This window comes from Streptomyces sp. NPDC021080 (genome assembly GCF_044333225.1).
GTDB lineage: Bacteria > Actinomycetota > Actinomycetes > Streptomycetales > Streptomycetaceae > Streptomyces.
This window is the reverse complement of sequence record NZ_JBIRQM010000037.1, coordinates 1-12,460: the sequence shown is the minus strand read 5'-3', so window position 1 is coordinate 12,460 and position 12,460 is coordinate 1. Positions and strand designations below refer to the sequence as shown.

9 protein-coding genes and 5 pseudogenes are annotated in these 12,460 nt (G+C 66.9%); 8 read left to right on the top strand and 6 right to left on the bottom strand.

Annotated elements, in window-relative coordinates:
- Positions 1-48 precede the first annotated feature (48 nt).
- Positions 49-435: pseudogene (locus ACH4S8_RS43945) on the top strand (IS21 family transposase); the annotation flags it as partial.
- Here ACH4S8_RS43945 and ACH4S8_RS43940 read toward each other — a convergent pair.
- Both ACH4S8_RS43940 and ACH4S8_RS43935 read right to left on the bottom strand, forming a co-directional pair.
- Positions 420-1,162 (bottom strand): annotated as a pseudogene (locus tag ACH4S8_RS43940) (IS110 family transposase); the annotation flags it as partial. The pseudogenes ACH4S8_RS43945 and ACH4S8_RS43940 overlap by 16 nt on opposite strands.
- A gap of 242 nt (positions 1,163-1,404) precedes the next feature.
- Positions 1,405-2,010 (bottom strand): TetR/AcrR family transcriptional regulator, encoded by a 606-nt coding sequence (locus tag ACH4S8_RS43935; RefSeq protein ID WP_398404762.1) that lies wholly within the window; start codon positions 2,008-2,010, stop codon positions 1,405-1,407.
- A gap of 70 nt (positions 2,011-2,080) precedes the next feature.
- Here ACH4S8_RS43935 and ACH4S8_RS43930 point away from each other — a divergent pair, with 70 nt between their 5' ends.
- The 3 genes from ACH4S8_RS43930 (at position 2,081) to ACH4S8_RS43920 (ending at position 4,902) form a co-directional block, all read left to right on the top strand.
- Positions 2,081-2,974 (top strand): NADP-dependent oxidoreductase, encoded by an 894-nt coding sequence (locus ACH4S8_RS43930; RefSeq protein ID WP_398404792.1) that lies wholly within the window; start codon positions 2,081-2,083, stop codon positions 2,972-2,974.
- A 401-nt stretch (positions 2,975-3,375) separates the two neighbouring features.
- On the top strand, positions 3,376-4,416 hold the full coding sequence (locus ACH4S8_RS43925; RefSeq protein WP_398404760.1) for a transposase: 1,041 nt from the start codon (positions 3,376-3,378) through the stop codon (positions 4,414-4,416).
- A 72-nt stretch (positions 4,417-4,488) separates the two neighbouring features.
- Positions 4,489-4,902, top strand: a complete 414-nt coding sequence (locus ACH4S8_RS43920; protein WP_398404758.1) for a transposase — start codon at positions 4,489-4,491, stop codon at positions 4,900-4,902.
- 278 nt (positions 4,903-5,180) lie between these two features.
- On the opposite strand, the gene ACH4S8_RS43915 is transcribed toward ACH4S8_RS43920, so the two are convergent.
- The gene (locus ACH4S8_RS43915; RefSeq protein WP_398404756.1) at positions 5,181-5,492 is read right to left on the bottom strand and encodes a hypothetical protein; all 312 of its coding nucleotides are present in this window, start codon (positions 5,490-5,492) and stop codon (positions 5,181-5,183) included.
- A gap of 18 nt (positions 5,493-5,510) precedes the next feature.
- Entirely contained in the window at positions 5,511-5,873 is a 363-nt protein-coding gene (locus ACH4S8_RS43910) for a hypothetical protein (RefSeq protein ID WP_398404754.1), read from the bottom strand.
- Positions 5,874-6,610: 737 nt separating this feature from the next.
- Between ACH4S8_RS43910 and ACH4S8_RS43905 the strand changes: the two genes are divergently transcribed.
- Positions 6,611-6,799 (top strand): hypothetical protein, encoded by a 189-nt coding sequence (locus ACH4S8_RS43905; protein WP_398404752.1) that lies wholly within the window; start codon positions 6,611-6,613, stop codon positions 6,797-6,799.
- A 556-nt stretch (positions 6,800-7,355) separates the two neighbouring features.
- Here ACH4S8_RS43905 and ACH4S8_RS43900 read toward each other — a convergent pair.
- Positions 7,356-8,852: a hypothetical protein gene (locus ACH4S8_RS43900; protein WP_398404750.1), complete on the bottom strand. Its 1,497-nt coding sequence runs from the start codon at positions 8,850-8,852 to the stop codon at positions 7,356-7,358.
- A 456-nt stretch (positions 8,853-9,308) separates the two neighbouring features.
- Here ACH4S8_RS43900 and ACH4S8_RS43895 point away from each other — a divergent pair.
- The 3 genes and pseudogenes from ACH4S8_RS43895 to ACH4S8_RS43885 all read left to right on the top strand — a co-directional run.
- Positions 9,309-9,796: pseudogene (locus ACH4S8_RS43895) on the top strand (IS110 family transposase); the annotation flags it as partial.
- Between the two features lie 431 nt (positions 9,797-10,227).
- Positions 10,228-10,635 (top strand): annotated as a pseudogene (locus ACH4S8_RS43890) (transposase); the annotation flags it as partial.
- Positions 10,636-10,669: 34 nt separating this feature from the next.
- Complete coding sequence (locus ACH4S8_RS43885) at positions 10,670-11,332, top strand: class I SAM-dependent methyltransferase (protein WP_398404748.1); 663 nt, start codon at positions 10,670-10,672, stop codon at positions 11,330-11,332.
- 127 nt (positions 11,333-11,459) lie between these two features.
- On the opposite strand, the pseudogene ACH4S8_RS43880 reads toward ACH4S8_RS43885, so the two are convergent.
- A pseudogene (locus ACH4S8_RS43880) lies at positions 11,460-12,265 on the bottom strand (ISL3 family transposase); the annotation flags it as partial.
- Positions 12,266-12,460: the final 195 nt, after the last annotated feature.

The following is a 12,460-nucleotide window of genomic DNA, read 5'->3' as shown; positions in this document are numbered from 1 at the left end:
CCGTGATTCTGCTGCTGTCGGTTCGGGGTGGCAGGGAGGCGGCTGGCGGTGGTGTTGGATCCACATCGGTGGCTGGAGTTGAGGCGGTTTCGTCCGCTGTATGAGTCCGGTGCGATGAGCCTGCGGGAGATCTCCAGGGAGACCGGGCTGAACCGTCGGACGGTCGGCAAGTACTTGAAGGACCCATCTTCGGCCGCGCCGCCGAAGCGTGAAGCGTCCGGGCGTCGGTATCGGCGGGTGGTGGACGAGGTCGCGCCGCTGATCGACGCGATGCTCAGGTCCGAGGTCCTGCTGAAGGCGTCGGTGATCCATGAGCGTCTGGTCCAGGACTACGCGGTCAGTATCAATTACCAGCGGGTGAAGCTGTATCTGCAGGAGGCCCGGCCGCGGATCGCGGAGGAACTGGGTATCGGTCCGGCCGAGCTGGCGAGGCTGGGAACGATCAGCGCGGCTGCTTCTGTGCCCGGGACGGCAACCGTTTGCTCGTCCAGGGCGGTGAAGATGTCCTCGACCAGCCGCTCGACCATCCGCGGTGCCCTGGAGCGGATCAGCGTCACGAGTCGGCGCCGTCCGGCCTTGCGTATCTGCGCGGGCGAGTCGAACTGGTCGAGGAGCTTGAGTACCGCCGGGTGCTGCACTCGCGGACCCAGGACCCGCTCCAGCGACGGATGGATCTGGGTGAGCAGGCCTCGCAGGCGGTTGCTGATCCTCGTTGCTTCGCCGGCCAGGTCGTCGTCGAATCCGACGATCATCGCGAGCTCGGCGATGGTCTCGTCCTCGAGATCGACCGAGCGCAGGGTGTGGGGCATGACGCGGGCCGCGTCGGCGATGACGAACGCGTCGCGGGCATTGGTCTTGGCCTCGCCGGGATACAGATCGGCGATCCGCCGCATCGTCAGCCCGGGCAGATAGGCGACCGGGCAGCTCATGTCCCGGGCCACCGCCAGCGGCAGGGCGCCGATCGAGGCCGGCTGGTCGACCACGACCAGGACGGTCCCGTGCTTGGCCTGCAGCTTTCCGAACGCTTTGCGGAGCTTGGGTTCGCTGTGGGAAGCCGCTTGTCGAACGCCTTCTTCCCAGCCGGGGTCACGGCGGTGGCGTGGTGTTCGCCCTTGCCGACGTCCAGGCCGAGGAAGGCACCGATGTCACTGACGTCGATCACGTGTGTCCTTCGGTCGTCGCTGCCCGGCCGTCCCACGGCACCGATCGCCACATCCACATTACGAAGAGCCTCCCGACCTGTGGAAAAGCCGGTGGTCATGCCCCTAATCAGCGGTCTGTCGATGCCTCCGGAGCCGGTGACACCCCCCAGGCCATCAACTCGACAGGGGGAGACAGTCATGCCAACTCCGAAGGCCGGGCGCCTCATTGCGAGGCAACCAAGAAGGTAATGGGGAGTCCTGGCTACAGTCCGGCCGTGCCGGTGGAGTTTCTGGAGGGGCATGTGACGGCCCAGGCTGCCTCGATCATTTGGAAGATCTCGTCCAATGCGGCGTCCGGATTGGGCGCCTCGCGGGCCAGCGAGTAGGCGTCGATCACGAACCTCGCGATCGTCCGGCTCGCCGTTGAGGTCTGTGGCAGGTTGGGGTCGGCGGCGATGGCCGTTGCCAGTGACTCCGCGTGACGCAGCCTCATCGACTCCTCGTACTCCCGCAGGGCGGGAGATTCGTTGATCATGCGCCAGACCGGGGTGGCGCTGTCCGCCGTGCAATGTCGGACCAGGGACTGGATCTCGCGGCGTAGCGTGGGGATGAGCGGCTCGTGCGGCGCCCGGCCGGTGACTGCCTGCGTGAGGCGTTGCTCGAAGTCATCGTCCTGCTCGAACACCAGGGCCTCTTTCGAGGCGAAGTGGGAGAAGAGCGTGGTGACGGCCACGTCGGCCTCAGCGGCCACGTCACGGATTCCCACCGCCTCGTACCCGCGTTCCAGAAAGAGCCGGAGGGCGGTGTCGGCGATCTTCTGGCGGGTCGCGGCCTTCTTGCGTTCACGGCGTCCGGGCGGCACGGTCATGCCCTGACGCTATCAGATACGAACCTGTCACAACTCTAAAAAGCTAACCGTTAGTGTTATGGTCCATCGCATGAAGAAAGTGAGCTTCGCCGAGTTCGGCGGTCCGGGCGTTCTGCACCTTGTGGACGCCGAGGAGCCCCACGCGGGTCCCGGCCAGATACGCATCGCTGTGCGGGCGGCGGGCGTGAACCCCGTCGACTGGAGGATTCGTGAAGGCCAGAAGCTGGGGGCCCATCCGATCGAGTTACCCTCCGGAGTCGGGCTGGACGCCGCCGGGGTGGTGGACGAGGTCGGCGAGGGCGTCGAAGAAGTCGAGGTCGGTGACCACGTGTTCGGCGAAGGCTCCAGCACGTATGCTGAGTTCGCCGTGCTGTCGGCCTGGGCCCGTATGCCTGAGGGCCTGACGTCCGAAGAGGCGGCCGGGTATCCCTCCGTGGTGGAGACCGCTCTGCGCATCATCCGCGAGGTCGGTGTGCAGTCCGGGCAGACGCTGCTGGTCAGTGGCGCGTCCGGGGGCGTCGGCTCAGCGGTGCTGCAGATCGCCCGCGACCGCGGCATCACGGTGATCGGCACGGCTGGGGCCGCGAACCAGGGCTATCTGCGCAGCCTGGGGGCCCTCGCCACGACGTATGGCGAGGGCTGGGTCGAGCGGGTGCGGCAGCTCGGCCGTGTCGACGCGGCCCTCGATCTGGCGGGCTCGGGCGTGATCCGCGAGCTCGTCGAACTGACCGGGAACCCGCAGAAGGTGATCTCCATCGCGGACCTCGGTGCGCCGGAGCACGGTGTCCGATTCTCTGGCGTGGCCGGGAGCATGCCAGAAGCGCTCGCCGTGGCTGCCGACCTCATCTCGCGGGGAAAGCTCCACATCCCGGTCGAGAAGTCGTACACGCTCGCCGAGGCCGCTGTGGCGCACATCGACAGCCAAGCAGGCCACACGCGCGGGCGCCGGGTCATAGTCGCCTGAAAGTCGGCTGGGCGATTCGGGCTCAAGTGTCTCCGGAATCGGCAACCCGTCGTGTGGCGGCCTTGTCGTGGTAGCCAAGGTCCTCAGCGATGGCCGGGGCCAAGTTTGGAGACGAGATGGCGGATCGATGAGGTGCGGGCTCGCCGGGAGGAACGCCGACGCAGGCACCTGCAGAGAGCCCTGGACGGCGGTGCGTGTCCGCCACCCTGAGATGACGGATGACCACGGCCTCCGTGACGCTCAGACTGGCCACGCAGTCTGTGTACATATCCGCGTACCTGGCTGAGCGCAGTCGCGGCCCTGGCGAGATTTCCGTGAAGCTGGGGTGTGCCACCGTGCGCCGGTGACGCTCCGTCACAGGCAGCGGCACTGTCAGCGAGTGTGATGACCTCGTACGGATCATGTCTCCGCACCTGGATGCGGTGCGGGTGGAGCGAGTGTGGGTGTCGGGCGGTGCGGTCCGCATCGCGGCCTGCACTCGCGAGTTGACGGTGGCGTGTCCGGACTGTGGTTGCGGTTCTGCGCGGATACACAGTCGCTATGACCGCACGCTGACCGATGCCGATGCCGATGCCGATGCCGATGCCGATGCCGATGCCGATGCCGATGCCGGCGGTCGCCCGGTGCTGATCGGGCTGTCGGTGCGGCGGTTGTTCTGTGACGGCCCGGGCTGCGATCGGCGGACGTTTGCAGAGCAGGTCGAGGGACTGACTGTGCGCTACCAGCGCCGCAGCCCGCTGCTGCAGCATCTGGTGGAGATGGCCGGGGTGCTACTCGCCGGCCGCGGCGGCGCCCGGCTCCTGCAAATCCTGAAGGTACCGCTGTCGCGGACAAGCGTGCTGTTCCACTTGATGCGCTTGCCGCTTCCGCCAGCAGCGACCCCGCGGGTGCTGGGCGTGGACGACTTCGCGCTGTACGCGGACGTCTTTGGAACCCTGCTGGTGGACGCCTACACCCGGTTGCCGATCGAGCTGTGGGCCGGGCGCGACGCCGAGCAGTCGGCCGCCTGGCTGCGGACGCATCCAGGCGTTGAGGCGGTCTGCAGGAACGGCTCGCTGGTCTACCGCCAGGGCATCACCGACGGCGCCCCGGACGCGGTGCAGGTCAGCGACCGCTTCCATCTGTGGCAGGGGCTGTCGAAGCGGGTCGGGGATACCGCCAGCGCCCACCGCGTCTGCCTACCCGCCGCAGTGCCCGAGCCCGACCCGGCATCGCCACCAGCAAACCGAGCCGGACCGTCCCACCAGGCCGACACCCCAGCCCGCCGCCACGCGAAGCGGCTGTTCGAGGCGGTGCACGCGGTGACCGACACCGGGTGCTCGCTCAGCGCGGCAGCCCGCGAGCTGGGCCTGAACCGGCGCACCGTGGCCAAGTACGCCCGGGCCGCCACCTTGGCAGGATTGCGTACGGCGCACCAGGCCCCGCCGACCTACCAGCCTTGATCCATACCTCGACTCCTTCGGCAGCGGTGGGAGGAAGGCGAGCACACCGCAACAGTGCTGCACCAGGAGCTCATGGCCAAGGGCTACCGCGGCCACTACCAACGGGTCAAGATGGCCCTCGCACCGCTACGCCGCGGCCTGCCGATCGACACCCCACGCGAGCGGCCGCCCTCGCCCCGCGAAGTCGCCCGGTGGATCACCACCGCGCCATCCCGCCGCAGCCTGCATGCAACCGAGGCACTCCGGCGGCTGTTCGAGCACTGCCCAGAACTGAAACGCGCCCACGATCTGGTGCGTCAGTTCGCCGCCATGCTCGACGCCCGCGACGCCACCCCGCTGCCGGACTGGCTCGAGCAACTCACGACCGCTGGCCTCCCGGCCCTGGCCAGCGTGGCCAAAGCCCTCCGCGAGGACCAGCCCGCAGTCGTCCAGGGCATCACCGCCCGGTCAACTCCGGCGTCAACGAAGGCCACATCACCGACCTGAAACTCCAAAAGCGGATCATGGCCGGACGTGCGGGAGTCCCGCTGCTCCGCCACCGCGTCATCCTCGTGGCCCTGCTTCGACGCCGCTACCTGTGACGGAGCGTCACCGGCGCACGGTGGCACACTCCAGCTTCACGGAAATCTTTCCAGGGCTGCAGTCGCGTGTACGCCGACATCGCCGATGAGTCCTTCCGGCGAGGCTGCAACAGCTCGTCCCACTGCTCCAGGCGGGCAGGGGGCGCTGGTCGGCGGGCAGAGCACGGGCGAGACGGCGCCGGGTCAGAGGCGTGACCGGGGCCGGGGCGAGATCAGCGGTTCCAGGGCGGGGGTGACGGTCGGTGCCCGCCCGGCCGCCTGGGCCGCCTTGCGCGCCTCCAGCGCGATGACGTCCTCGTTGAAGGTGCCCGCCTCGAGGGCCGCGCGGATCCCGATCACCACGTCGGCGTGTTGCTGGTGGCGGTGCAGCAACAGCGCTTTGACCAGGGCTTTCGCTCCTTTGGTATCACCGAGGGCCTTCTTCGCCGCCGGGGTGAGGTTGTCGTAACGGACCTGACCGGCGGGCACCCCGCCCAGCGTGGTCAGCGCGTGCACGTGTCCTTCGAAGAACGCCTACTGACCACACGAGCGCGAGATGCGGTGCACGGCCTTGCCCGAACAGGCCAGACGGAACACGAACAGGTAGCAGCGGGTGCGCTGCCCGGCCACGTCCGCATAGACGTCCCCGAAGTCGACCTCGGCGTCCGCGCCGAGCACGTTGTGCCGCGTCACGAACGCCTCAACAGGAGCCCTCGCCTGGGCTGCGATCTCCTTGCGACGGGCCGCGACGAAGTCCCGGACCGTCGGATACGGGATCGCCTCGCCGAACTCCTCTTCGATCCGTGCCACGATCCGCCGGACGGTGTGCCGCTGCTTGCGCGGAGCCTCCAGATCAGCCCGCAGCCAGGCTTCGACCGTCTCCTTGTACGGCTCCATCCGAGGCGACGTTCTCACCGGCCGGCGGCGCGGGGTGGGTACTGGCGAGGAAAGAGCCTCACGCACCAGCCGGCGGTGAACGCCGTACTTCCGCGACAGAGCCCGGATCGACAGCTGCTGCTGCCAGCTGTCCCGCCGGATCCGGGCGAACAGCTCCTGCTTGGACAAAGACATCCACGGCACCGACCCTGCCGAAAACCACAGAACCGTCTCACCGCAAGAGCCGAGGTGGGGCTACTTCGCCTCGTCACCACCCCTCAATGCGCCCGCGCGACCCACCAACTGGGGCCGCTGGAAGCCAACATGCCGGGTCCGCTGAACAACGTCACGGCCAGGCCAGCAGCCTGCTGCCGGCACACAGCCGAGAGCTGGCTCTGGGCTTCACTGGCAGACTGCCGCAGATCAGCTACGGCCTGTTCGGGGCAACTGCACCCATCGAGGTACAGCGCTGACAAGGCCACAGGCTGGGAGAGCATCGGCAGCACGCAAGGCACATGAGCGCTGGAACGCCCTGACCTCCGCCGAGAAGGCAGCATTTCTCGCACCGGACCCCGCACCAACCCACATCGGGCTGGTGAACTAACGTGTTCGATTACGTAGTTCCACGGGCGCCTTCGTAAGGCAGCGTGGGAGACTCGCCCCACAAACTTCCTGACGGTGCCGTGGTCACCAGCGGTCCAACGGGTAGCAACGCTGTCCAGTCAATAGAGCCCAACTGCACATTGGAGAGTCCTCCGTTGGTTTCCAAGATTCGTGTCCTTCTGGGCATGCTCGTGCTCCTGGCGCTCGCCATCGGCGCCATCGCCCTTCTCGCGGCCATGAAAGCCAGTGCCGCATGGTTCACGATCGTTCCTCTTGGCATCCTCTTTGTCGGCGCGTCCGTCGTCCGGTCGCTCGGATGGTTCGACAAAAAGGCAGGCAGGTAACTGACCTGGCGGCTCGTAGAGTGCTGAGTTCTACAAACGCGTCCTGCACCAGGTGGTCTCGCAAACCGTCCTCGACGCGCGGCCTCGGCGCGGTGCCAGCCCAGTGTGTTCAGTCGTCCCGGTGGACCGTCTTGCCGGCACGCTTGAGGAGAGGGCCGAGTTCGTCGGTGCCGGATGCCGGGTGTGTGGCCCGGTAGAAGGTGCTGGGCCCCCTCGGGGCACCGGCGTGTGGGTAGAGGCGGGGGAGTCCAGCTGTGTGGACGGCGAGAAGAGGCACGTGGTGGGTGTGGACGTGGTCGGGGTGCCCGGTCAGCTGTCCGAAAGGTTCTGAGTTCCCAAGAGGCCGGGGGCCGGTCGTATAGGCGAGTTGGGGGAAGAGAGCGCCCGCAGGCTCGGAACGGTCATCGTCGTGGGGTACGCCGAAGCCTGAGTCGCGGCCAGGAGCGCCAGCGGTCTGCGCCTTTCCAGGCTGCCGTCTTTCGGCACCGGGCGGGCCGGTGGGACCTTGGTCCGGAACGCCTGCGGGGCGTTCCGGACCAAGGTCGCGTCACTGCTCTCAGAACTGGAAGCGTGCCTTGATCGGATAGTGGTCCGACTTTCCGGCGTCAGCTATCACGTCGCATCTTGAGATGGTCGCGAAGGACGGACCGAACAGGTAGTCGATCTTGATGGATCGGCCGTCCAACGGCTTCGTGTCCAGACCGTCGCGCGGCTGAGTGCTCGACCGCCCCTCGTCGCATTCCTTGTCCGCCGCGTAGGCGGACGTCATGACGTCCAGGGGCTTGTCCAGCACTGGGGCGGGCGGCAGGACGGAGTCCGGCGGGACCGAGTTGAAGTCGCCGCCGTAGACGGTCCGATAGCCGGCCGGAGTGTACGAATGGACGATGTTCTGCAGCAGTGTGGATTGTTCCTTGCGCTTGTCCCCGTCAGGGTCCTCCGTCGCCCCGCCGGAGCTGAAGTGGACCGCGCAGAACTGCAGGGCCTGGGCCGGGAGGACGGCGCACAGGGCGGTCCGCTGTTCCATGCGCGTCCACGTTCCGCCGATGGTCTTGTTCTGCGGCGAGGGCAGGTCGTACGACGTGTACCAGACGTTGGAGTCCGGCACCGCGAGGGCGATGCCGTAGGCGCCCCGGTCCTCCGACCCGGTTTTGTTGCAGGTCTTGGCGGCCTTCGAGGATGAACCGTCGATGGTGTACTTGATGGGGGCGAAGCGTACGTCCCATCCGGTGCCCGTCCTGGCCTCCAGCGCCTGCTCGATCGCCTTGGCATGCGATTCGCAGAGCTCCTGGAGGAAGAGGGCGCGGTATTGCTTCGCCTCCTCTGTGGAGCCCAGCCGGTCGGCGACCTGCCTCCCCAGGTCCGTGCCGCCTACCTGGAAGTTGTCGCACTTGTCGTTGTTGTTGGCGCAGACGTTCCACGACATCACACGGAAGTCGGCCGCCGGCGCGGGGGAAGCGGGACTGGGGCGTCCCCCTTCGTCACTCGCGTTCTCCTCGCCGAGGAAGACGAGCTCGAACTTCTGCCAGGACCCCACCGAGTCCGCCCGTGCCCGCAGCAGTCCGTTGTCGTCTCCGGGGTCCTGCATCTCGGCGGTCACGTACTTGTAGCCGTCGTTCGTCCAGGCTTTCAGGGCGTACGTGCCGTCCGACTGCTTCTCGAGGTGGAGCTCTTCCCATTCGCCGACGTTCGTGCTCCGGGCCCGAAGAAGATTCTTGTGGGTGCCGGTGTCGTTCCGCTCGGTCGTGACGTAGTTCCCGTTCGCTTCCGAACGCAGGGTGGCCGTCCACCCCTTGTCGTGGGTGTGCAGCGTGAACTTCTCCCACGATCCCAGTGCGTCGGGAGAGGACGCGAACTTGCGCGCACGCAGCATGCCCTCGCGGTCACCGCTGTTGACGACTTCCGCCGACACATAGAGATCGCCGGCGCCCACGGACCTGAGCGCGTACTTGTCGCTGGCCGCGACGGGCACGGGCCGCGCTTCCGCATGTGCCTGCACGGCCGACACAGCGATCACCGCGAACAGCGCGGTACACAGTGCCGCTAAGCGGCTCACTATTCGTCTCATTTACCTTTGCCTAAGAACTGTGAACAATAAAAATGCACACGGTACGACGCCGCCCCGGCCACGAGCAGGATCGCCAAGGGCCGCGGGGTCCACGGACAGCGTCCGTGGACCCCGCGAGCTCACCAGCCACGACAACTGCCGGACGCCGGTCCATGTGGAGACAACGCGGTGACGGGCCCCGGCACCGCGGATACTTCGTCGAAGAAGACTGCCAACCCTCTGGGACGGTTGTGCCGCAGAGAGATCTTTTTGGCCCCGCTTACATCGTTTCCTACATGGTCAGTTGGCCGTTGCGTACGCCGATGCGCTTGTCGCGAACCCATTTTCGCAGCTCAGGGATGTCGTAAGCCTAATAGGCACGTGGGTTGGCCGTTGGCCAGTCCAGGCAGGGGCCGGACGGGACGTCTGGTCTGTAAGCAGCACCGTGAGTGCTTCGACAAGAGGGATGCAGCCTGCCAGGCATGCGACGACCTCGCATCCGACACGGAGGAGCTGTTCCTGCAACATCCCGACGCAGAGATCATCACAAGCTTCCCCGGCCTGGCTGTTCTCACCGGCGCGCGGATACTCGCCGAGATCGGCGACGACCGTGCCCGCTTCCCCCATGCCAGCAATCTGAAGGCCTACGCGGGAAGCGCACCGGTGACCCGTGAGTCCGGCAAGAGCCGTCACGTCACCCACCGTCGGATCAAGAACAGCCGTCTGGCCGCGACCGGCCGACATTGGGCGTTCGCGGCACTGACCGCCTCACCCGGCGCCCATGCCCACTAAAACTGCCGCCGGGAGACCGGCGACCGCTACCACGCGGCCTGCGCAATCTGTTCAACCGCATGCTCGGCCAGCTCCACCACTGCCTGACCAACCACCAGAAGTTCGACGAAGCCATCGCTTTCAGCACCCCCGCGCCAACCCTCCTTGCGGCAGCTGCTTGACCCGCAAGCCGCATGGGGTGTCTTGTCGGCATGCAGGCGCTGAGGCTTGAGGCAGCGGCCTTTGCGGGGGCCGTGTCTCGTTTGGTGACCGTGTCCCGCACCGGGATGGGTGCGGGACACTTTCACTGATGCCTGCCTGGCTGGACCTTCGGAACTGAGAAACTGGGGTCAGGCTCCGCTCGGGAGCGTGAGCTGTTCAAGTCGTGCGCGCAGGACTTCTGTTGTGGCAGGGGAAGCAAGAAGAACGTCTCTCTGCTCGCGTGCCATTTCAAGAAGAGCGCTGACCGTCTCGGCGTGGTAGGCGGGCTCCGGGTCGACGAGGTAGGGCTTCGGGCCTCGCACGTGGTCGTGGACGGTGGCGACGAAGGTTATGTAATCTTCGTGGGTCTGTACGGTGAGCGGTGTAACTCCTGGGCTGGAACCGACAGTTGATGACTGACGTGACGAGTGACATCGCGGCCGGGGAGGCATCTGTGAGTAGGACGGGCGCCGTGGATGACGGGCTGGTCGCCGAGTTGGTCGCCCGGGCCCAGACCAGTGGGGTGAAGCTCACCGGGCAAGGCGGCCTGCTGCAGCAGCTGACGAAGCGGGTGCTGGAGTCCGCGTTGGAGGGCGAGCTCACCGACCATCTGGGCCACGAGCCCGGTGAGCGGGCCGAGGGCGGCCGGGAGAACTACCGCAACGGGCACCGGTCCAAGACAGTGATCACCGAGTCGGGGCCGGTCGAGATCGCGGTGCCGCGGGACCGGGCCAGCTCGTTCGAGCCGCAGCTGGTCAAGAAGCGTCAGCGGCGGCTGGGCGGCGTGGACGAGATGGCCCTGTCGCTGTCGGCGAAGGGGTGACCGGGCCGGAGCAGACGTAGGGTGCCTCGTCATGAACAGCGAGACAGACAGCGCCCTGTTGCACTCCATGGTCAGTACCGCCGGATACGGCGAGGCGGCGGAGGCTCTTGCCGAGCAGTACGAGAGTGTGACCTTCAACGAGGTGCACCGCGAGGTGCTTCACTTGTTTCCCTCTCGGCCGAGCTCCGTGCTGGATGTCGGGGCGGGCAGCGGGCGCGACGCGGCGGCACTGGCCTCCCGGGGGCACTGGGTCGTCGCCGCCGAACCCACCGCCGAGCTGCGCGCGTTGGGCCGGCGTATCCATGCCGACCAGGAGATCGAATGGGTCGATGACGCACTTCCCGAGCTTCCCGGGCTGACCGCACAAGAGCGCCGCTTCGATCTGATCCTGCTGACCGCGGTCTGGATGCATCTCGACGAACGACAGCGCACCTCGGCCATGGCCCGCCTGGTCAGCCTGCTCGAGAGCGAGGGCCGGGTGGTCCTCTCGCTGCGTCATGGCCCGGCGCCGGCGGGCCGCCGCATGTTCCCCGTCTCCGCCGAGGAAACCATCAGCCTCGCCCAGAGCCACGGCCTGGACGTCGTCCATCAAGCTCAGCGTGAGGATCCGCACGGGCGCCCGGGAGTGGCATGGACCTATCTTGGCCTCCAACTCGATGCAGGACGGAGGCTTCCTGGCATCACCACCCAGTAGTAGCCGCTACCCCCTCCATCCACAGGAATTGACAATTTCTCCCGCTTTTTTGATGACCCAGGGCGTTCTCTTCTGGGTAGACCTGGACACGGTGATCGGGGCTGACCGTGCGATCTTCGCGCTCGAAGGCGTACCGAAGGGAAAAGCCTTGAGCTTCGCGCAGGGCGGCTTCGCACAGGTTGTGCCACAGGTGCCACTGGTCCGCGAGCTGTACTGCGTCGGGCAGGGCGCGGCGGATGGCCTCGGCGTAGGTGGCGGAGCCGTCACGGCACACGATCTCGACGCCCGGATGCTCGCGCAGCCACGCCTCCAGCGCGTCGGCCGTGCAGTCGGGCAGCACATCGATCCGCTGATGGGTCTCGGCGTCGATGACTACGGTGGCATAGCGGTGACGTCGTCGCAGAGCAAAGTCGTCGACGCCGATCACACGGGGCGTCCGCCCGGTGGGCAAGGAAATGCGCAGCAGGACGCGCAGGGCCGTGTGGCGAAACGGGTCCGCCGCGAGTATTGCCAGCAGACGCGATCCCGCCCGGCCCGCTAACTCCTTCACCACGGCTTTGATCTGCCTGGTCAGACGGGTTGTGCGTCGTTGATGGCGCTCCAGCAGTCCTGGCATCTGTTCGCGGAAGGTCTGCTGGCAGCCGCGCGTGGGACACACCAGGCGCGGCACCTTCACATGGACCACCACGCGCCGTCCGTCGACGGGTAGGTCGGCCACCCTCCGCATCTGATAGCTGTGAACCCGCTCCGACGACGTGCCACAGACCGGACAAACCGCAGCCTCCTGCGGAGTCTGCGCCCGCACGGCGATCCGCTCGCCCTCGTCGGTCACATCCTCGATGACCAATGGGAAAGGCCCGAAAATACAGTCCGTACAAGCTTGTTGACGTCCTTCGCGTGAGCATCAACGACTCTCGGACTGTCTGTTACCACCGAAAGTGAGACAGGGCCGAACGTCTTACGGTCCGGTCGGGAGGTTTTCAGGGTCTGGGCGGGTGTGTTGGCCGGGTCTTCTCTTCACTGTTGTTTATGCGGGTGGGGTGGGTGGTGGTGAGGTGGGTGGTGAAGATGGGTTGGTTGTTTTGGTGTCCGGTGATGTGGATGGTGGTGTGGTTTTGGTGGGGTGGG

What these genes read in the sequence shown, in the direction of transcription:
- ACH4S8_RS43935 (WP_398404762.1), bottom strand. Translation starts at nt 2,010, where the DNA reads ATGACCGTGCCGCCCGGACGCCGTGAACGCAAGAAGGCCGCGACCCGC.
- ACH4S8_RS43930 (WP_398404792.1), top strand. Translation starts at nt 2,081, where the DNA reads ATGAAGAAAGTGAGCTTCGCCGAGTTCGGCGGTCCGGGCGTTCTGCAC.
- ACH4S8_RS43925 (WP_398404760.1), top strand. Translation starts at nt 3,376, where the DNA reads ATGTCTCCGCACCTGGATGCGGTGCGGGTGGAGCGAGTGTGGGTGTCG.
- ACH4S8_RS43920 (WP_398404758.1), top strand. Translation starts at nt 4,489, where the DNA reads ATGGCCAAGGGCTACCGCGGCCACTACCAACGGGTCAAGATGGCCCTC.
- ACH4S8_RS43910 (WP_398404754.1), bottom strand. Translation starts at nt 5,873, where the DNA reads ATGGAGCCGTACAAGGAGACGGTCGAAGCCTGGCTGCGGGCTGATCTG.
- ACH4S8_RS43885 (WP_398404748.1), top strand. Translation starts at nt 10,670, where the DNA reads ATGAACAGCGAGACAGACAGCGCCCTGTTGCACTCCATGGTCAGTACC.